General features: G+C 66.9%; 19 protein-coding genes. 14 read left to right on the top strand and 5 right to left on the bottom strand.

All coding sequences use genetic code 11. From position 1 onward, the window contains the following. Window positions 1-14: 14 nt before the first annotated feature. Together AC3A3Q_RS16235 and AC3A3Q_RS16230 are read right to left on the bottom strand one after the other, a co-directional pair. Window positions 15-1,019: an endo-1,4-beta-xylanase gene (locus tag AC3A3Q_RS16235; protein WP_487587212.1), complete on the bottom strand. Its 1,005-nt coding sequence runs from the start codon at window positions 1,017-1,019 to the stop codon at window positions 15-17. Between the two features lie 23 nt (window positions 1,020-1,042). Further along, the gene (locus tag AC3A3Q_RS16230) at window positions 1,043-2,347 is read right to left on the bottom strand and encodes an MFS transporter (protein ID WP_487587211.1); all 1,305 of its coding nucleotides are present in this window, start codon (window positions 2,345-2,347) and stop codon (window positions 1,043-1,045) included. 458 nt (window positions 2,348-2,805) lie between these two features. Between AC3A3Q_RS16230 and AC3A3Q_RS16225 the strand changes: the two genes are divergently transcribed. The 8 genes from AC3A3Q_RS16225 to AC3A3Q_RS16190 all read left to right on the top strand — a co-directional run bounded on the left by AC3A3Q_RS16225 (window position 2,806) and on the right by AC3A3Q_RS16190 (window position 11,071). Beyond that, window positions 2,806-5,796 carry a TonB-dependent receptor gene (locus AC3A3Q_RS16225; RefSeq protein ID WP_487587210.1) on the top strand — a complete coding sequence of 997 codons (2,991 nt, stop codon included), beginning with the start codon at window positions 2,806-2,808 and terminating at the stop codon, window positions 5,794-5,796. A gap of 156 nt (window positions 5,797-5,952) precedes the next feature. Further along, on the top strand, window positions 5,953-7,437 hold the full coding sequence (locus AC3A3Q_RS16220; protein ID WP_487587209.1) for an MFS transporter: 1,485 nt from the start codon (window positions 5,953-5,955) through the stop codon (window positions 7,435-7,437). Window positions 7,438-7,468: 31 nt separating this feature from the next. After that, complete coding sequence (locus tag AC3A3Q_RS16215) at window positions 7,469-8,485, top strand: glycoside hydrolase family 43 protein (protein WP_487587208.1); 1,017 nt, start codon at window positions 7,469-7,471, stop codon at window positions 8,483-8,485. Continuing rightward, window positions 8,475-9,299, top strand: a complete 825-nt coding sequence (locus AC3A3Q_RS16210) for an aldose epimerase family protein (RefSeq protein WP_487587207.1) — start codon at window positions 8,475-8,477, stop codon at window positions 9,297-9,299. Before AC3A3Q_RS16215 ends, AC3A3Q_RS16210 begins: the two co-directional genes overlap by 11 nt. A 112-nt stretch (window positions 9,300-9,411) precedes the next feature. After that, entirely contained in the window at window positions 9,412-9,969 is a 558-nt protein-coding gene (locus AC3A3Q_RS16205; RefSeq protein ID WP_487587206.1) for a lipocalin family protein, read from the top strand. Window positions 9,970-10,110: 141 nt separating this feature from the next. Then, a complete protein-coding gene (locus AC3A3Q_RS16200) occupies window positions 10,111-10,320 on the top strand; it encodes a dodecin (protein WP_158732594.1) in 210 nt (69 codons plus the stop codon). 210 nt (window positions 10,321-10,530) lie between these two features. Continuing rightward, a complete protein-coding gene (locus tag AC3A3Q_RS16195; protein WP_487587205.1) occupies window positions 10,531-10,755 on the top strand; it encodes a hypothetical protein in 225 nt (74 codons plus the stop codon). 1 nt (window position 10,756) lies between these two features. Further along, window positions 10,757-11,071, top strand: coding sequence for an antibiotic biosynthesis monooxygenase (locus tag AC3A3Q_RS16190; RefSeq protein WP_487587204.1), 315 nt, complete (start codon window positions 10,757-10,759; stop codon window positions 11,069-11,071). Here AC3A3Q_RS16190 and AC3A3Q_RS16185 read toward each other — a convergent pair. Further along, complete coding sequence (locus AC3A3Q_RS16185) at window positions 11,068-12,603, bottom strand: phospholipase D family protein (protein WP_487587203.1); 1,536 nt, start codon at window positions 12,601-12,603, stop codon at window positions 11,068-11,070. The genes AC3A3Q_RS16190 and AC3A3Q_RS16185 overlap by 4 nt on opposite strands. Window positions 12,604-12,801: 198 nt before the next feature. Between AC3A3Q_RS16185 and AC3A3Q_RS16180 the strand changes: the two genes are divergently transcribed. From AC3A3Q_RS16180 to AC3A3Q_RS16165, 4 genes are all read left to right on the top strand, one after another. Then, the gene (locus AC3A3Q_RS16180) at window positions 12,802-13,239 is read left to right on the top strand and encodes a hypothetical protein (protein WP_487587202.1); all 438 of its coding nucleotides are present in this window, start codon (window positions 12,802-12,804) and stop codon (window positions 13,237-13,239) included. 84 nt (window positions 13,240-13,323) lie between these two features. Beyond that, window positions 13,324-13,755, top strand: a complete 432-nt coding sequence (locus tag AC3A3Q_RS16175; RefSeq protein WP_487587201.1) for a hypothetical protein — start codon at window positions 13,324-13,326, stop codon at window positions 13,753-13,755. A gap of 125 nt (window positions 13,756-13,880) precedes the next feature. Then, window positions 13,881-14,786, top strand: a complete 906-nt coding sequence (gnd, locus tag AC3A3Q_RS16170) for a phosphogluconate dehydrogenase (NAD(+)-dependent, decarboxylating) (protein ID WP_487587200.1) — start codon at window positions 13,881-13,883, stop codon at window positions 14,784-14,786. Between the two features lie 112 nt (window positions 14,787-14,898). Further along, window positions 14,899-15,336: a hypothetical protein gene (locus tag AC3A3Q_RS16165; RefSeq protein WP_487587199.1), complete on the top strand. Its 438-nt coding sequence runs from the start codon at window positions 14,899-14,901 to the stop codon at window positions 15,334-15,336. Between the two features lie 71 nt (window positions 15,337-15,407). On the opposite strand, the gene AC3A3Q_RS16160 is transcribed toward AC3A3Q_RS16165, so the two are convergent. Beyond that, on the bottom strand, window positions 15,408-15,722 hold the full coding sequence (locus tag AC3A3Q_RS16160) for a hypothetical protein (RefSeq protein WP_487587198.1): 315 nt from the start codon (window positions 15,720-15,722) through the stop codon (window positions 15,408-15,410). A gap of 165 nt (window positions 15,723-15,887) precedes the next feature. Between AC3A3Q_RS16160 and AC3A3Q_RS16155 the strand changes: the two genes are divergently transcribed. Next, a complete protein-coding gene (locus tag AC3A3Q_RS16155; protein WP_487587197.1) occupies window positions 15,888-16,997 on the top strand; it encodes a winged helix DNA-binding domain-containing protein in 1,110 nt (369 codons plus the stop codon). Between the two features lie 18 nt (window positions 16,998-17,015). Further along, complete coding sequence (locus AC3A3Q_RS16150; protein WP_487587196.1) at window positions 17,016-17,807, top strand: N-acetylmuramoyl-L-alanine amidase; 792 nt, start codon at window positions 17,016-17,018, stop codon at window positions 17,805-17,807. On the opposite strand, the gene AC3A3Q_RS16145 is transcribed toward AC3A3Q_RS16150, so the two are convergent. Further along, a complete protein-coding gene (locus tag AC3A3Q_RS16145; protein WP_487587195.1) occupies window positions 17,765-19,075 on the bottom strand; it encodes an APC family permease in 1,311 nt (436 codons plus the stop codon). The genes AC3A3Q_RS16150 and AC3A3Q_RS16145 overlap by 43 nt on opposite strands. Between the last annotated feature and the right edge of the window lie 198 nt (window positions 19,076-19,273).

Here is a 19,273-nt window from a genome sequence, read left to right as displayed (position 1 = left end):
ACTCTTCGTTGCAATCACTTCGCGGTTGCGGTCGTGGAGGAGGCAGGCCCGGTCACGCCGCGAACATAGCCACGCAGCCACGACAGCGCCGGTCGCTCGCTGCCGTCCCTGCGCACCAGGTAGGCCTTCTCCTTGGTACGCCACATGCCCGGACGGAAGCCCCACAGGGTGATGCCCTTGACCCCCGGATGTTCCCAGAACACCGGGAAGATCCGCTGGTAGTCCTTGAGCTGCTGCGCGTCGGTCGCGCCATCGATGTCGAGCTCGGTGACGTAGATCGGCAGGCCGGTCGCGGCGAGGCGATCGAGGTTGGCGCGGTGCACCGACATCGGCGTGTCGGGCTTGGTCGCGAAGGCATGACCTTGCACGCCAATTCCATCGACCAGGTTGTCCTTGCGCAGCAGCTCGATGATCTCGAGATAGCGGCGGGTGTTCTCGTCCTTGTTGGTGATGTTGTAGTCGTTGATCAGCAACTTCGAGCGCGGGAAGGTTTTCCGCGCGAGGCGGTACGACTCGACGATCCAGTCCCAGCCCGTGGCGCCACTGCCGCCGAGGGCATTGATGTAGTTGCCGCCGCCCTCGTCGTCCTTGTTGGGCGGGTCATTGAGTGGTTCGTTGACCACCTCGACGTAGTCCAGGTCCGGATAGCGCTGTGCGACGGCGGCGAACCACTCCTCGATCTCCTCGCGCTGCTCCGCGGGCGGCAACTTCTCCATCCATTCCGGCTGCTGGTTGCCCCAGACCATCACGTGCATGTGGAACGGGAAACCGTGGCTCTTCGCGAACTGGTACGCCGCGTCCAGGCCCGACCAGTCCATCTGGTCGCGCACGGCTTCGACCGAACCCCACTTGCCGGCATTCTCCGGCGTGACCTTGTTCCAGTAGCCGGCAAAATCGCGCAGCTGTGTCGGGCTGTGGACGCTGCCCAGGAACTTCGCCTGCCCGGCGGCGAGTGGCGCGCCCTGCGCCTGCAGTGTCAGCGGCATGGCAGCGAGCAGGGCCAACATGAGTGCTTTCATCCTTCCTTCCCCCTTGAAGACGTTCATGCGCCTGCTCCGTCCAGTTGTGCCGGCTCCAGGCGCGGCGCCAGCAGGTGCACCACCAGCAGCGCGATCAGGTAGGCCGATCCGGCCATCAGGAACACCGGAACGTAGCTGCCGGTGGTCTGCAGCAGGAAGCCGGTGAAGGTGGCGATCATCATGCCGCCGACCGCGCCGGCGAAACCGCCGATGCCGACCACCGACGCGACCGCGCGGCGCGGGAACATGTCGGATGTCAGCGTGAACACATTCGCCGACCAGCCCTGGTGGCCAGCCGTTGCCAGGCCGATCAGGCCGACCGCGAGCCACAGGTTGTCGGCATTCGCGGCGAACACGATCGGCACCACGGCCAGGCCGCAGATGCCCATCGCGGTCTTGCGCGCGCGATTGACGCTCCAGCCCATGCGGATGAAGCGACCGGCAAGCCAGCCGCCGAAGATGCTGCCGACGTCGGCGAGCACGAAGATCACGATCAGGGGCAGGCCCAGGCCGAGCAGGGTCAGCCCGTACTCGGCGTGCAGGAACTTCGGCAGCCAGAACAGGAAGAACCACCAGATCGGGTCGGTGATGAACTTGGCGGCGACAAACGCCCAAGCCTGGCGATGGCGCAGGATGCGCGCCCACGGGACACGCACGGAAGGCTCCGGCGGATCGCTGCGGATGTAGGCCAGTTCGCCGGCACTGAGCCTGGGCTGGTCTTCCGGCGTGCGATAGATCACCAGCCACGCCACCAGCCAGGTCGCGCTTAGCGCGCCGGTGACCAGGAACGCCGCCTGCCAGCCCCAGGTGGCGGCCACCACCGGCACCATCATCGGCGCCACGATCGCACCGATGTTGGAGCCGGAATTGAAGATGCCCGTCGCCAGCGCCCGCTCCTTGCGTGGGAACCATTCGGCCACGGTCTTGATCGCGGCCGGGAAGTTGCCGGCCTCGCCGAAGCCGAGCACGAAGCGCGCGGCAGCAAAGCCAATCACGCTGGCGGCGAGCGAGTGGCTCATCGCCGCCAGGCTCCAGATGCTGATCGCGATCGCGTAGCCCACGCGGGTGCCGAGGCGGTCGATGATCGCGCCGGCGCAGAGCAGGCCGATCGCATAGGCAGCCTGGAAGGCGGTGACGATGTAGCCGTATTCGATCTCGTTCCAGCCGATCTCGGTCTGCAGGAACGGCGCCAGCACGCCGAGCACCTGGCGGTCGATGTAGTTGATGGTCGTGGCCAGCAGCAGCATCGCGCAGATGCGCCAGCGATACATGCCGACCTTCGCCACCGGCGCCGCGGCGGAGCCTGCGCTCGTGGTTGCCTCGCTCATGCGACCCCCGTCCGGACCTGCGCCAGTGTCGCCGCAGCGCGACGGGCGCGAGGAAAATTGCTGCAGTGCAACGCGCCATGCGCGGGTTTGGCGAATCGTGTCATCGCGGTTTTCCCTGCGTTTTCCGACGCAGTCCAGACGAGTGTTAGCGCTAGCATTAGCACACGAATCGGGCCTCGGGCTACTGCTCTTCGACGGCGGTCACAAACTGAAAAACGCTATAGGTTCTGCGTCTTGCGCAATCGGGCGTCAGCCAATTGCCCAGCCCCATGGGCTGAAAACGCTCATGTTGCTATGCAGCGTGCGGGGCAAAAATGGTAGCGCTACCATCCGACCCGGATCGCCTCAGACGGATTTGTAGCGTCGCCGCTGATGTAGCCAACAAAAACCTAAGCCTCGCCTGCGCAGCGAAAACGAACGCGCGCCGGCGCAGACACCAGAAACGGGAGGGGAGTACGGTGCAAATCCATATCGCAAGAACGGCCTTGTCGCGCGCCTTGGGCATTGCCCTGCTCGGCATGGCCAGCAGTTCGGCGCTGGCACAGGCTCAAGAACAGGCAACCACGCAGCAGGCGCAACCCACCCAGGTTGCGCAGGCAGACACCTCTGCCGCACCGGCGCAGACGCCGGCGGGCTCGCAGGAAGCCGTCGATCTCGACCGCGTCGTTGCCACCGGTTTCCGCAAGAGCCTGGAGTATTCGACCCAGGCAAAACGCGACGCCGTCAACGTCACCGACACGGTGTTCGCCGAGGACATGGGCAAGTTCCCGGACCTCAACATCGCCGAGTCGCTCAACCGCATTCCCGGCGTGCAGCTCACCCGTGACGTCAATGGCGAAGGCCTCAACATCGCCATCCGCGGCCTGGGCAGCAGCTTCACCAAGACCACGCTCAACGGTTCCTCGATCGCCACGGCCTCGATCGGCCTGAACGCGCAGAACCAGAACCGCGAAGTCGACCTCAACCTGTTCCCGACCGAGTTCTTCAACCAGCTGTCGGTCAGCAAGACGCCGCTGGCGAGCCAGCTCGAAGGCGGCGTTTCCGGCGTGGTCGACATGCGCAGCGTCCGGCCGTTCGACCGCCCCGGCACGCACCTGACCTACCAGCTGCAGGCCGATTACAACGAGACCAGCGAGAAGTACAGCCCGCGCGGTTCGCTGATCGGCAGCTGGACCAACGACGACAACACCTTCGGTGCACTGGTCGGCCTGTCGACGGTGCAGGGCAAGATCGGCGTCGAAGGTTTCGAGAGCGTCGGCTGGACCAACCCTGGCCTGACCTACACCCAGTGCGGCCTGACCCCGCCCGCCGGTACTCCCGCGACCAACCAGCCGGCAGCGTGCAACGCCGGCGGCGGCGGCAACTGGCGCATCCCCGATACCGTTCCGACCACGGCCGGAGCCGGCCTGACCCCGGGCACGGTGATCGACCGCAATTTCCTGCTCGCCAACAACCCGGGCCTGTCGATCGACCAGATCAGCGAAGCGCTGATCCCGCGCCTCGGCCGCCCGGTGCACATGTCCGGCGATCGCGACCGCGACGCCTTCGTCGGCTCGCTGGAATGGCGTCCGACCGACACGGCGCACTTCTACCTCGACACGATGTACACCGAGGCGCACCGCACCAACGACCGCATCGACATCAACCTGATCGGTCGCAACGGCAACATCATTCCGTTGAACATGCAGGTCGACGGCAACAACGTCGTCACCAGCGCCACGTTCACCAACGCCCAGTTCTTCCTGGAAGCACGTCCGTACATCGAGGACGTGAAGTTCTGGAACATCAACCCGGGCGGCACGTTCTGGTTCGCCGATGACCTGAAGCTCGACTTCCAGGCCAACATGAGCCGCAGCTGGCTGTTCCGCGAATCGCCGACGGTGCTGGTCAACACGCCGTTCACGACGGTCGAGTACAGCAACAACGGCGGCGACATCCCGACCTGGACCACGCCGCTGGATCTCAATGATCCCAACGCCGGTTGGACCTGGAGCGGCGGCCGCGTCAACATCAACAACGAAAAGCGCGTCGTCGAAACCAAGGGCGGCCGTGCCGACCTGCAGTTCGGCGAGGACAAGAGCAACATCCGCGTCGGCATCGCCTACGACGAGGCATCGCGCCGGATCCAGGGCTTCGACAACAGCGCTGCCTGGGAAGACGCGGCGTGCCGCGGCCTGAACCCGGATGGCAGCGTGCCCAACCCGCGCCCGGCCTGTATCGGCGGACCGCTGGCGGGCGTGCCGCAGCCGGAGCTGGCTTCGTACCTGCGCCCGGGTCCGTTCGGCTTCGTCACCGTCGATTTCGACCGCTTCAAGAACGACACCAACTACTACGCCCTGCGTGACAACGCACCGGAGTCCGGTTCGGCCAACACCGCCGCGACCACGGGCCAGATCGATGAGGAGAACCTCGGCGCGTACGTCGAAGCCAACGGCGAAGCCGAAGTCTGGAACCGCCCGCTGCGCATCAACGCCGGCGTCCGCTACGTCAGCACCGACCAGGTGACCAGCGGTCCGGTCCAGACCGGCACGACGCGCGTGTGGCGCACGCTGCAGTCCAGCTACGACGAAATGCTGCCGTCGATGAACCTTGCCTGGGATGCGACCGACAGTGTCGTCCTGCGCATGTCCGGTTCGCGCACGCTGACCCGCCCGAACCCGAGCGACATGCTGCCGAACACCAACTTCAGCGATCCGTCGGCGCAGCAGGCCACGCAGGGCAATCCGGACCTGCAGCCGTACCTGTCGACCAACTTCGACATCGGTGGCGAGTGGTACACCGGCGCCGAAGGCTTCGTCGGCCTGACCTACTTCCGCAAGGACATCGAGGGCTTCACCGTCCTGGGTACGCGCACGATTCCGTTCGCGGAGCTGGGCATTCCGTACGAAGACCTGAACCCGACGCAGCAGGCCGCACTGAACCAGCGTGGTGGCCCGACCGCCGCCACGGTGCAGGTGCAGCAGCAGGTCAATGCCGACGGCACGCTGAAGATCGCCGGTTACGAAGCGATCTGGGTGCAGCCGCTCGACCGCTGGGTCGAAGGCCTGGGCTTCACCGCCAACTACACCAAGGTCGACCAGAGCTCGGAAGGCTCCGGTGTCCCGGCGGTGGCGGTCGGTGTCGCGCCGAACCTGTGGAACGCAACGGCTTATTGGGAAAATGACGTCGCCCAGGTCCGCCTGTCCTACACCTGGACCGACGACATCATCTCCTCCGGCGCCAACCAGAACGGCATTCCGACCGCCCGCCTGCTGACCGATTCGCGTGGCCAGCTCGACCTGTCGGCCAGCTACACCCTGGCCAACATCCGTTCGCAGCCGCAGATCACCCTCAACGTGATCAACATCACCAGCGAACCGCTGCGCACCACGTTCGCCTACGACAACGCTGCCTACGAGTACTACGAGCCGGGTTACACCGTGCTGCTGGGTGTTCGCGGAACGTTCTGATTCAGATGCAAGAACTGGTTTGACCGGTGGTTGAACCATCGCGTGGCCCGCCCGGTGCTTCGGCAGCGTGCGGGCCGCGCCATACTGGGGCCGCCATACGGGGCCTGTGCCGGGACGCGGTACAGGACGCTTTCCCACCTCATCAAGCAGTGGTCAATGAACGGCACATCAGAAATTCTTTCCGTCAGGGAAAAGGTCGGCTACAGCCTTGGCGACCTCGCCGCGAACCTGATCTTCCAGACCCTGGTCGCCTTCCTGGCCTTTTTCTACACCGACGTCTACCGGATCCCGGCCGGTACGGCGGCAACCATCATCTTCATCGGCGGCATGCTCGGTGCGTTCGTGTTCACCCCGATCATCGGCTTCGCCGCCGACCGCACCAACACGCGCTGGGGCAAGTTCCGCCCGTGGATCCTGTGGACCGCGATCCCGTTCGGTGTGTTCTCGCTGCTGGCCTTCAGCACGCCCGACCTGGGCGAGCAGGGCAAGGTGGTCTACGCGCTGGCGACCTACATCCTGCTGGTGATGATCTACGCCGCCAACAACCTGCCGTACTCCGCGCTCAGTGGCGTGCTCACGGGTTCCATGGCGCAGCGCAACAGCCTGTCGTCGTACCGCTTCGTGGCAGTGATGCTGGCGCAGTTCGTGATCCAGGTGCTGCTGCTGCCGCTGGTGCTGATCCTGGGAAGCGGCGACAAGGTGCGCGGTTTCCACAACACCATGATGCTGTTCGCCGTGGTCGGTACCGTCTTCTTCCTGATCACCTTCTTCACCACGCGCGAGCGCATCGTCGCCGCGCCGGAGCACAAGTCGAGCATCAAGCAGGACCTGGCCGACCTGGCACGCAACCGTCCGTGGGTCGTGATGCTGGCGCTGACCATCCTGGTGTTCGTTACCCTGGCGCTGAAGGGTGGCTCGTACATCTACTACTTCCAGTACTACCTGGATCCGGGCGCGCTGGGGCGCTTCCTCGAGGACGTCGGCTTCAACCGCCTGATCGGCGGACTGAACGCCGTGCTCACCGGCATCGGCCTGACCGAGTTCCAGTGGCCCAAGGACGCGCCGACTTCGGCGTACAGCATGTTCAATGCCGCCGGCATCATCTCGATGATCATCGGCATCGGTTTCTCCAAGCGCCTTGCCGACCGTTTCGGCAAGCGGGACGTGTTCGGTGGCGCGCTGTTCGTCTCCACGCTGTTCCTGCTGGCGTTCTTCTTCTACCCGCCGACGGCCGTGGGACTGGTGTTCGTCTCGCTGGTCCTGCACGGCTTCTTCTACGGCATCACCATTCCGCTGCTGTGGGCGATGATCGCCGACGTCGCCGACTACTCGGAGTGGCGCAACTACCGCCGCGCCACCGCGATCATCTTCTCGGCGATGCTGTGCGGCCTGAAGATCGGCCTGAGCGTCGGCGGCGCGCTGGTCGCCGGGCTGCTCGCCTACTACGGCTACGTGGCCGGCGAGCCGGTCCAGTCGGCGCAGACCATCGACGGCATCCGCCTGGCGGTCAGCATCTACTGCTCGATTCCGCTGCTGCTGTGCGTGGCGCTGCTGTTCCTGTACCAGATCAACAAGTCGATGGAGTCGCGCATCGAGCAGGAACTGGGTGCGCGCAGGCTGCAGGCCGGCAGCGCCACCTGATCGCACACGCCCCACCACGAAGGCAATCGCCATGGCTGACGACATCGACACCGACGAGCTGAAAGCGCTGGCTGCCAAGGCCATCTCGCAGCCTCTGGTCACCCACATCTACACCGCCGATCCGTCGGCGCACGTGTTCGACGGCAAGCTCTACATCTATCCGTCGCACGACATCGATGCCGGGCTGCCGTTCGACGACGACGGCGGTCATTTCGGCATGGAGGACTACCACGTCCTGCGCATGGACTCGCCGACCGGCCAGGCCGTCGACTGCGGCGTGGCGCTGCACGTCAAGGACGTGCCGTGGGCACAGCGGCAGATGTGGGCCCCCGATGCGGCCAGCAAGGACGGCAAGTACTACCTGTACTTCCCGGCCAAGCGCGCCGACGGCATCTTCCAGATCGGCGTGGCGACGGGCGCGCGGCCGGAAGGCCCGTTCGTGCCCGAGCCCGAGGCGATAGAAGGCAGTTACTCGATCGATCCGGCGGTGTTCGCCGACGACGACGGCGAGCACTACATGTACTTCGGCGGCATCTGGGGCGGGCAACTGCAGAAGTACCGCGACAATGCCTATAGCGCGTCGCACGTGGAGCCTGCCGATGGCGAGCCGGCGCTGGGCGCGCGCGTCGCGCGCATGAGCGCCGACATGAAGCAGTTCGCCGAAGTGCCGCGCGAGGTGCTGATCCTCGACGAGACCGGCCAGCCGCTGCGCGCCGAAGACCACGACCGGCGATTCTTCGAGGCGTCGTGGGTGCACAAGCACCAGGGCCGCTACTACTTCTCATACTCGACCGGCGACACCCACTTCCTGTGCTACGCGGTGGGCGACAGCCCGTACGGTCCGTTCACCTACCAAGGCACGATCCTGACGCCGGTGGTGGGCTGGACGACGCACCATTCCATCTGCGCGTTCCAGGGCCGCACGTACCTGTTCTATCACGACTCCATCCTGTCGGGCGGCGTGACGCACCTGCGTTCGATCAAGGTCACCGAGCTCCATTACGACGACCACGGCAAGATCAGGACCATCCACCCGTATGGTGAGTGATCCGCGCACCGACGCGATGGCTCCGCTGGCGACGGGGCCGGTCACCACGATCGGTACGGGTGCGCTCGCGGTCGACATCGCGCCTGAAGCGGGCGGACGCATCGCGCAGATCCGGCTCGATGGCGTCGAGCAACTGGTTGGCCACGGCGAAGGCACCAGCGCCGCCATCGCATGGGGCTGCTACCCGATGGTGCCGTGGGCCGGGCGAGTGCGGAACGGTCGCTTTTCCAGCGAAAGTCGTCGATACCAGCTGCCGCGGAACCTGGGCGAGCACGCGATCCATGGCGTCGGTTTCACGATGCCGTGGCACCTGCACTCGCACGACGCCGGTCACGCCGAGCTTTTGCTGGTGTTGCCGCAGGACGAGCATTGGCCGTTCGGCGGGAGCTCGCGCCAGCGCATCGAAGTCGGCGACCGTCATATCAGGCTGACCTTGTCGGTGACCGCGGGCGAGCTTGCGATGCCGGCGACGATCGGCTGGCATCCGTGGTTCCGCAAGCCCGACCGCATGCAGTTCGAGCCGCGCATGATCTACCCGCGCGACGCCGACGGCATTGCTGTGCGGCCGCTGATCGCGCCTACGCCGGGGCCGTGGGACGACTGCTTCATCAACGATCTGCCGGTGCTCCTGGAGCGCGGCGAGGCGCGCGTCCGCATGACCTCCGACTGCCTGCACTGGGTGGTCTACGACGCAGCTGCGCACGCCACCTGCGTCGAACCGCAGAGCGGGCCGCCGGATGCCTTCAACCTCGAGCCGATGCTGCTGGCACCGCACACTTCGGTCGAGGCGTGGTTCCTGCTGCAGTGGCTATGACCGTCGCGGCGTCTTGGCAAAGCTGAACGCTGCGCGCGCGTTGCGCGCGATTCTCACGCCTCGCCCACACCACGCTCGGGAACCTGCACCTCCCTGACCACGAGGAGAGGCCATGCAGCGCCTGATTCTTGCAGCGAGTCTTTCGATTGCTTCGTTGACCGCGCCCGCCGTGCAGGCACAGGCGCGCGCCAGCACCACGGCCAACGCACCGGTGCCCGCGCTGGACCTGCAACGCTACAGCGGCCAGTGGCACGAGATCGCGCACCTGCCGATGTTCTGGCAGCGCCAGTGCGTCGGCGACATCACCGCCACCTACACGCCCCGACCCGACGGCACCGTCGGCGTGCGCAATGCCTGCCGCACCAGCGATGGCAAGCGCGATGTCTCCGAGGGCGTGGCGCGGCCGGTCAGCGGAAAGCCGGGGCAACTGGAGGTGCGCTTCGCACCGGAGTGGCTGGCCTGGGTGCCGATGGTGTGGGCCGACTACTGGGTGATCGACCTGGATCCGCAGTACCGCTGGGCGGTGGTCGGCGGCCCGGATCGCGACCACCTGTGGGTCCTGTCGCGGACGCCGGGAATGGACCGTGCGCTGCTGGAACAGATCAAGACGCGTGCCATGGCGAAGGGCTACCGGCTGGACGAGCTGAAGGTGATGGCGCCGCTGCTGTGAAGGCGCATCAACGGGGACAAGGACAGGCAGCGCTATGATCAGCGACTCCCGCGCCGTGGTCTGACCGGCGCGGGGATCGCGGTTCCACTGCTCGGCGTTTTGCTTCCCCGGCGTTGTCCTTCCCCCACGGAGACCCAGGCCATGAGTGAGCACGTCTACAAGTCCCTCGAGCTGACCGGCTCGTCGAAGACCAGCTGCGACGACGCCATCCGCAAGGCGATCGAGCGTGCCTCGGGCACGGTGCGGAACATCGGCTGGTTCCAGGTGCTGGAAACCCGCGGTCATGTCGAGGACGGCAAGGTCGCGCACTGGCAGGTCACCATCAAGATCGGCTTCACGCTCGAAGGATGACCGACGCGCGGCTGTCTGCCGCGCCGAAGCAATCCAGACGTCTGGTCCGCGCGGCCTGTACTGCGGACGGTTTACGCGCGCCTGCGCAGCTGGGCGCCGCCTCTTCTTGGACTTGAGCCAGATTCAAGACAGACTTGCCAAACAATCGCTTTTTTGCCGAATCGCCCGGGTCTAACGTTGTCTTCCACTCAAGGCAACAAGGACTTGGCCATGAACATCTACACCGGTTTGCTGTTCCAGCACGGGTACATCCAGAACCCGGAACTGGCACTGTCGCTGGCCCAGGACGGCGACGAAGCACAGGCCTCGCAGAACAGCCTGTCCGCTCCGCGCGACGGCAGCCAGCACCAGCAGGGTCGCGGCGCGTCCCGCCGGAGCACCTCACGCCTGGGCGCGCTGGCCGTTGTGCTCAACGAACTGATGCTGCCGCGCTGACATGATCGCGCGGCTGTGGCACGGCATCACGCTGCGCGAGGACGCCGATGAGTACCTGGCGTTCCTCCGCGAGCGTGCCGTGCCCGACTACCGCGGCACGCCGGGCAACCTGTCGGTGAGCCTGATGCATCGTATCGACGGCAGGCTCGCGCACTTCCTGATCCTGACCCATTGGCAGTCGCTGGCGGCGATCGAAGCCTTCGCCGGCAGCGAGGTGACCAGGGCGAAGTACTACCCGGAAGACGACCGCTTCCTGCTCGAGTTCGAGCAGGAGGTCGTCCACTACGCGGTGGACGAAGTCGACGCTGCCGGCTAGAGCTGCGACTCCAGCGGCAGCACCTTCATCAGCCAGGCCTGGAATCGGCGGAAGCCAGAGGCCTCCGGGTCGCGCGTGAAGGTCTGCGTGCCGTCGCTCCACTGCAACTTGCCGTCGACGCGCTCGACCCGCCATGCGCGGCTGCCCTGCAGCTGCTCCTCGAAGATGCGTTCCAGTTCCTGCGCCAGCGCCGGATGCGTCACCAGCACGCCCTGCTCGGTGTTGATCGAGGTCGAGCGCGGGTCTAGGTTGTAGGAACCCACGAACACCTGGCGGCCGTCCATGATCACCGCCTTGGTGTGCAGGCTCGATCCGGACGAGCCACGCAGGCTGAAGCGCGAGGCGGCGTCGCTGGTCGGCTTGAGTTCCCACACCTTCACCCCACCGTCGACCAGGTCCTCGCGATAGCGCGAGTAGCCGCCATGCACGGCGGCGACGTCGGTGGCAGCCAGCGAGTTGGTCAGCACGCGCACGTCGGTGCCGGCGATGGCCGAGGTGACCAGCGACTGCGTGGCGACCGGGCCGGGCACGAAGTACGGCGAGATCAGGTGCAGTTCGCGCTGCGCGGCACGGATAGCCGGGGTCAGCGTGGCCAGGACGGCCGAGCGATCCATCGCGCTTTCACTGCCCTTGAGAGTGAGCTTCATCGGGTCGTCGCTGGCGAACGTCCATTCCGCGGTCCAGTGCATGCGCGTGCCACCGACGAGCACGCGCTGCACGTCCGGGTCCTCGCGCAGCACCCTGGCATAGGGGCTGGCGGCCAGTTCGGCCGGCGTGCCCTGCAGGTTGCCGCGCAGTTTCGACAGCGCCTCCGGGGTCACCGCATCGGGGCTGATGGTGGCGATCGGGTAGTTGCTGGGCGCGTTCCAGTAGCGGTCGAAACTGCCGCTGACCTGGCGCACCACCGGGCCGACCATGGCCAGGTCGAGGTCGACGAAGTTGCTCTCGGCGCTGGCGTTGAAGTACTCGTCGCCGAGGTTGCGCCCGCCGACCACGGCGACGCGGTTGTCGGCGATCCAGCTCTTGTTGTGCATGCGATGGTTGAGCCGGTTGAAGCTCGTGCCCATCTCGCCGATGCGGTTGGCGGTGCCGCTGCGGCTGACGAAAGGATTGAAGATCCGGACCTCGATGTTCTCGTGCGCGTCGAGTCCGGCGAAGCCGGCGTTCTTGGCGCGCGCGTCCATGTCGTCGACGAGGATGCGCACGTGCACGCCGCGGTCGGCCGCGGCCAGAGCCCGCTGGGCGAGCATCTTCCCGGTCAGGTCCGCGTGCCAGATGTAGGTCTGGATATCGAGGCTGCGGGTGGCGACCTGGGCGCTGTACATGCGCAGGGCATACGCCTCGGTGCCGTTGCTGAGCAGGCGGAAGCCGGACTGGCCGGGGTGCCGCGTCTCCGCGGGGCCGGCGCGCGCGGCGAGTTCGCCCTGGCTGGCGGGCGCAGGAGCGAAGGCGTCGGGCAGGACCGGGCGCTCGGGCAGGCTGGCGCAAGAGGCAAGGGCGAGCAGGCACAGCGACAGGACTGCCCGGATCATGCGCGCCATGGTCGTTCCACCGGTTGGGTTGCAGTCGGATACCACAGGGCCCGCAGGGGCACAATGGGGCGGGCAGGGCCGTGTCGTTTCGGCTCGGCGCCGCATCGCGGCATCCACGCCCTTGGGCCTAGAATGTTGATGCAGGCCGCCTCATCCGCCACCTGGCTGACCAGCCATCTGGCCAAAGCAAGGAACTCCATGTCACGCAATTCCAAGGTCAAGCGCGCGGTGCGCAGGAAGAACGAACCCAAGCGCCCCATCCGCCGCCTTGGCGCGTCGTTGCAACCCCACGCCCAACTGCTGGACAGCGATGGCAATGCCGTCGGTGGCGTCGGCTGGCGCGACAACCAGTGGCTGCTGGTGCTGGCCGGGCAGGTGGTTGCAAGCAGCGACAGCGCGGCCATGGCGCTGGCGATGCTGCGGCATGTGGTCGCCGTGCAGGCCCAGGCCGGCAAGGAGCTGGAACTGCATGCCTCACCGCCGCTGCTGACCGCGGCCGCGCGTGAAGCCGCCGTGCACGAGCAGACGCTGGAGGAGTACCTGGCCGCACTCGAGCACGAGCGTCGCAGCCGTGACGAGGAGGACGCGCCGCCGCGTCCGTCGACTGGCCTGGAAGCGCCAACGCGGCTGCAGTAGGCAACCTTACTTTCAGGCATGTCCTTCTGGCCTGCACGCGGGGTGGGGCGCGTTGTTCCGGAGACAAGGAACCGGAGCGGAACCATGCGCACTCACGGAATGTGCCTCGCCATGGTCCTGGCGACCGCGGCAATGCCGACCATGCCACTGACGGCGATCGCGCAGGACCTGCGTCCGGACTCGCTGAAGCTGTACGGCGGCACCTATTCGCCCGATTGCGGCAACGCTGGCGCACCACAGGTGCGAATCGCCGCCGACGGCCTGCAGATCAGCGCCAGCGGCAAGAGCGTGAGCACGCCGGCGCGCATGGACTCCTATACGAGCTTTGGCGGCGCGCCGACGTCGGCTGTCCCCGAGGGCTACAAGGTCGAGTTCATCGGCGACGACTTCTCGCTGTATGTGTTCGAGGACGCCAAGGGCATGTATGTGCCACTGGAAGGCTACGTACCCAGTGCCGCCGCGGTCATTGGCGGTCCGGCGATGCAGTCGCGCTTCGGCCGCTGCGCCGGCACCTGACCTGGGTGATCGAGGGGCTCGATCCCGGAGGGTTCGGCGATAGCTGAACCAGCACGCTTCCCCTGCACGGCGGCCTGCGCGATGCTGTCGCGTCGCCCGCGCGACCCCACAAGCGAGGAGGCTGCATGGAACTTGGCATGATTGGATTGGGCCGTATGGGCGCGAACATGGCCGAACGGCTGGTGCGCAATGGCCACCGCGTCGTCGGCTTCGATCCTGGCGCGCCTGCGCGCGAGCAGGCCGCCACGCGCGGCATCGAAGCGGTGGCGTCGCAGGCGGAACTTGTCGCCGCGCTGCCGTCGCCGCGCGCGCTGTGGCTGATGGTGCCCGCCGGCGAGCCGGTCGATCGCAGCATCGATGAGCTGCTGCCGCAGCTCAGCGCTGGCGACACGATCATCGATGGCGGCAATTCCAACTACAAGGATTCGATGCGGCGCGCGCAGCGGCTGGCCGAACATGGCATCGCCTGGATCGACTGCGGCACCAGCGGTGGCGTATGGGGCCTGGCCGAGGGCTACAGCCTGATGATCGGCGGCGACGAAGCGGCGGTCGAACACTTGCGGCCGATCTTCAGCGCGCTGGCACCGACGCCAGATACAGGCTGGGGCAGGGTAGGCCCGAGCGGCGCCGGCCACTTCGCCAAGATGGTCCACAACGGCATCGAGTACGGAATGATGCAGGCCTATGCCGAAGGCTTCGCGATCATGCAGCGCAAGAGCGATTTCGGCCTCGACCTGGGCCAGGTGGCGCAGATCTGGCGCCATGGCAGCGTGGTCCGCTCGTGGCTGCTCGACCTCAGCGCCGGCGCGCTCGAGCGCAACCCGAAGCTGGACGGCATCGCGCCCTACGTCGCCGACTCGGGCGAGGGGCGCTGGACCGTGGCCGAGGCCATCGACCTGGACGTGTCGGCACCGGTGATCACGCTGTCGCTGCTGGAGCGGTTGCGCTCGCGCGAGGACGACTCCTTCGCCGACAAGTTGCTGGCGGCCATGCGCAACGAGTTCGGCGGCCACGCCATCCGCAAGAGCTGAGCGTCGGCACCGTCCGGGCAGCCGGGCGGTCATGTCGCAGTGCGGCAACACGCCGCCCCGGGGCCGGGTAGTCTTGCCGCCGGGCATCCGCCCTTGGGGAGGAGAGACAAGCATGACCACCGTTGTCGCGTCGTCGCGTCCCACCAGTTTCTGGATCATCGCCACGCTGGCGCTGGTATGGAACCTCATCGGCGTGTGCATGTTCTACCTGCAGATGACCGCTACTCCCGCGCAGCTGGCGGCGATGCCCGCCGAGCAGCGCCAGATCATCGAGGCAGCACCTTCGTGGCTCAACGCCGCCTATGGCGTGGCCGTGTTCGCAGGCGCGTTCGGCGCGGTCGGTCTGCTGATGAAGCGGCGCTGGGCGGTGGTCCTGTTCCAGCTGTCGCTGGCTGCCCTGGTGGTGCAGATTGCCGGCTCGTTCGCGCTGACCCCGGCATGGAGCCTGATGGGACCGATGAGCCTGGCCATGCCGGCGCTGATCCTCGTCATCGCGCTGTTCCTGCTGTCGTACGCGGGCAAGGCCGCGGCCCGACGCTGGATTGGCTGAGAGGCGAGAGGCTGGCCAAGCGCCTGCAGACGGCGCATCGCCGCTGCCCGCGGCGATGCTGCCTGTCCACTTCAACGTGCGGTCTCGACTTGCCGCGTTGAGCCCCTGCCATTGCGAACAGCATCGTGCGGCTCGCGGACGGCATGACCGGTGCATCGTTCATGGGTGTCGCCGAGCTCGCCGTATGGCACCAGCGGTGCACCCACCAGTCGATGGCCGAAGAACAGGTGGGCCACCGCCAGCAGCGTCGTCGCGGCGAGCGCGAACCACCGCGCGCCGCGGGGCGCGATCAGCACGAGCAGGGATGTCACTGCCCCTGTCAGCAGCATCGCAATCACCATCCCGGATGCGGCCGCGTCGTGCAGCGCGGCAATCAGGATATCCATTCCGTCTTCCCTGTGCCCCTGTATTCCGAGCGCGGGAGGATAGCGACGGGCATTCACGTCCGCGACACGACCAGGCCGTGGTCGAACGGACGTGCCGATGGCGTGAAAGGCACCTGTGAAACAATCCCCCGGCCCGTCACCGCCACCGGCAATGGAACCGACCAGATGGCGATACAGCCCCTGAGTAACCGCGCACTCAATCGTGCCCTGCTGGCGAGGCAGGGATTGCTCAAACGCCAGCGCCTCGCCATCCCCGACATGCTCCATCGCGTCGGCGGACTGCAGTCGCAGGAGCCGCGCGATCCGCATGTGGCGCTGTGGTCGCGCCTGACCGGTTTCACCAGCGACAAGCTGCACGCGGCCGCGCGGCGCCGGGAGATCGTGCGCGGAAGCTATCTGCGCTCGACCATCCACACCGTCGCCAGCGCCGACTTCCTGGCGTTCCGACCGTTGCTGCAACAGGTGATCGATCGCGAACTGGAGACCGCGCACTGGCGGTCGATCAGCGGCGGCTTCGATCCCGATCGGGTCGAGCCACTCGCACGCGCGCTGATGGCCGAACGGGCGATGAGCGCGCAGGAACTCGGGGCCGCCTTGCTGGCGCACTTTCCCGAGGCGGACAAGACCGGGCTCGGCCATTGGGTGCGCACGCGCGTGCCGTTGGCGATCGTGCCCAGCGACGACCGCTGGGGCTACTCGCGGCCGCCGCGCTTCGCGCCGGTCGAACAATGGCTGCAACGGCCACTGACGACTGCCGGCATGGCCGATCTGCTGTTGGACGGCATCGCCGCGATCGGCCCGGCCAGCTCAGCCGACCTGCGCAGCTGGTCGGCGCTGCGTGGCATCAAGCCGGTGCTCGAGTCACTGCGGCCACAGCTGCGCGTGTTTCGCGACGAGGTCGGTCGTGAGCTGTTCGATCTGCCCGATGCCGCCAGGCCGCGCGCGGAGACGCCGGCGCCGGTGCGCTTCCTGCCCGAGTACGACAACGTCTTCCTGTCCCATGACGACCGGGCCCGCATCATCGAGCCGCAGCACAGCCAGCACTTCACCCAGACGGCGAATGGCCGGCGCCCGCGCGCGGTGCTGGTCGACGGCTTCATCCGCGCCGGCTGGTCACATGCCTGCGACAAGGGTCGCGCCAGCATCGAGGTGTGGATGTTCGAGCGCTTCGATGCCGGCACGCGTGACGAGATCGCGACCGAAGCACAGGCCCTCTTGCGCTTCCTCGAGCCCGACGCCGATGATCACGTCGTGGAAATCAAGCAGTCGAACTGAGCTGAGCTGGAGTTCCTGATGAAGTCATTCACCGCGGCCATTGCCATTGCGCTGACGATCGCCGCATGTGCGAGCGCGCCGCCGGCCGTGCGCGTCCCGCAGCAGCCCGAGTGGCATCCATCACCCAACCACGACGTCCGCAGCGCGCAGATGATCATCATCCACCAGACCGAGATGGAATCGGCCGAGGCGGCACTGCTGACCCTGCAGACACGCAACTCAACCGGTCGCGTCAGCGCCCACTACCTGATCGGCAATGACGGTCGCCTGTACCAGTTGGTGTCCGAGTCCGCGCGCGCCTGGCATGCCGGTGCATCGCGCTGGGGCGGCGTGGCCGACCTCAACTCCAGTTCGATCGGCATCGAGCTGGACAACGACGGCATCGCGCCGTTCAGTACCGCCCAGATCGACACGCTGCTGCAATTGCTGGGCAACATCACTGCGCGCCTGGATATTCCGCGCCATCTCATCATCGGCCACAGCGACATCGCGCCAACGCGAAAGCGCGATCCCAGCGTCCTGTTTCCGTGGCAGCGCCTGGCCGAGGCCGGCTATGGCCTGTGGCCACGAGCACCGCTGGCCCCGGTCCCGGCCGGCTTCGATCCTTGGGTGGCCTTGCGCCTGATCGGTTACGACCTGCGCGACCCGGCGGCGGCCGTGCGCGCGTTCCACCGTCACTACCGTGGCAACGAAGACGAGCAGTGGCTGCCCGGTGACGCCGAGATCCTTTACGACCTGCAGTTGCAGTTGATGGAGATGCCGTCGCCTCAGGCGCCAGATCCGTTGTCCGGCACTCTGCGGAACTTGTAGACCACCGCGCCGACCAGCAGCGCAACCGCGGCAGCCACCAGGTTGGCAATGCTCGCACTGACAAGAAGGCCAAGACTGAGGACGATCGCAGCAAGCGGAATCAGCGGCCCGCCTGGCAGTTGCAGGGCGCCTTCGTGGTGGCCGTGGCGTTTGCGCAGCACCAGCACCGAGCAGGCCGTGCCGATATAGGTGCACAGCCGCGACACCACCGACAGCAGCGCCAGCTGCACGAACGAGCCCGACAGTGCCAGCGCGAGCGAGATCAGGCCGATCACCACTACCGCGATCGCGGGCGTGTGCAGGCGCGGATGGATCGCGGCCAGCGAGCGCGGGCCGTAGCCGTCGCTGGCAAGCGCCAGCAGGTAGCGCGGCGCCATCATCACCGTGTTGCTGGTGGTGCCGAGGATGGAGATGCTCGCGCCGACGGTCATGAGCAGCGCCAGCGTTTCACCACTGAAGCCGGCAGCCGCCTGCGCCAGCGGCGTCGATGAGCTGGCAAGACCGGGCAGCGTGCCCAGTGCCACCCATTGCACGCTGGCGTAGACCAGGGTGACGGTGGCGATCATGGTCAGCAGGGCGAATGGCACATCGCGTCGCGGATTGCGGTACTCGCCGGCGGCGGCCGGCAGGTTTTCGAAACCGGCGTAGGCGAACAGCAACAGCAGTGCCGCTTCGGCCAGGGTCCTGGTCGAGATGGGAGCGTTGGCCGGCGAAGCCAGTGCGGCGTCGACATGGAATGCGCCGATCGCGACGAACAGCAGCAGCGGCAGCAGCTTACCGATCGCCAGGACCACGCCGGTGCGGGCTGCCGCGCGCACGCCAATCACGTTGATCAGCACCAGCAGGCCAAGCGAACCGGTGACGATCGCGATCCGCGGCAGCCCCGATGCGGCCGCGGGCCAGTAGTGGGTGACCGCTGCGGCCAGACCGTTGCTGAGCGCGGCGGCCGTGGCCAGGCGCGTGAGCAGCAGCATCCAGCCGACTTCGAATCCGATGAAGGATCCGAACGCTTCGCGTGCATAGAGATAGCCGCCGCCCGGACCGTCGAAATAGCTCGCGGCCTGGGCATAGCACAGCACCAGCAGGCTGACCGCGAAGCCGGCCAGCAGCACGGCCCACAGACTCGCCGGCCCCAGCAGCGCCGCCGCGGCGGCGGGCAGCAGGTAGATCCCGCTGCCGATCACGTCGTTGATCGAAAGCCCGACGATCTGCCAGCGGCTGACCGCACGCAGCGTGGTGGTGGGGCGTGCCGCTGCCTGCTGGTCCAAGGACGTTGCCTGTGCGAGGGCGATGTGCCGAGAGTGCCTGATGCTGCGCTGCGGTTGCCACTGTCGCGCGCTGCCACCAAAGAACCTGTAGAGCATCGGGCTTGCGTCTGCGTAACGGCGTCGTCCGCCGGGCCGGGGATTGCTCCGCCCCTCCAGACGCCATCCTGGCTTTAGTCGGGGCGCGGGACATCCATGTCC

Source organism: Lysobacter sp. Soil_C_59 (assembly GCF_057656415.1).
This window is presented reverse-complemented; position numbering and strand designations above follow the sequence as displayed.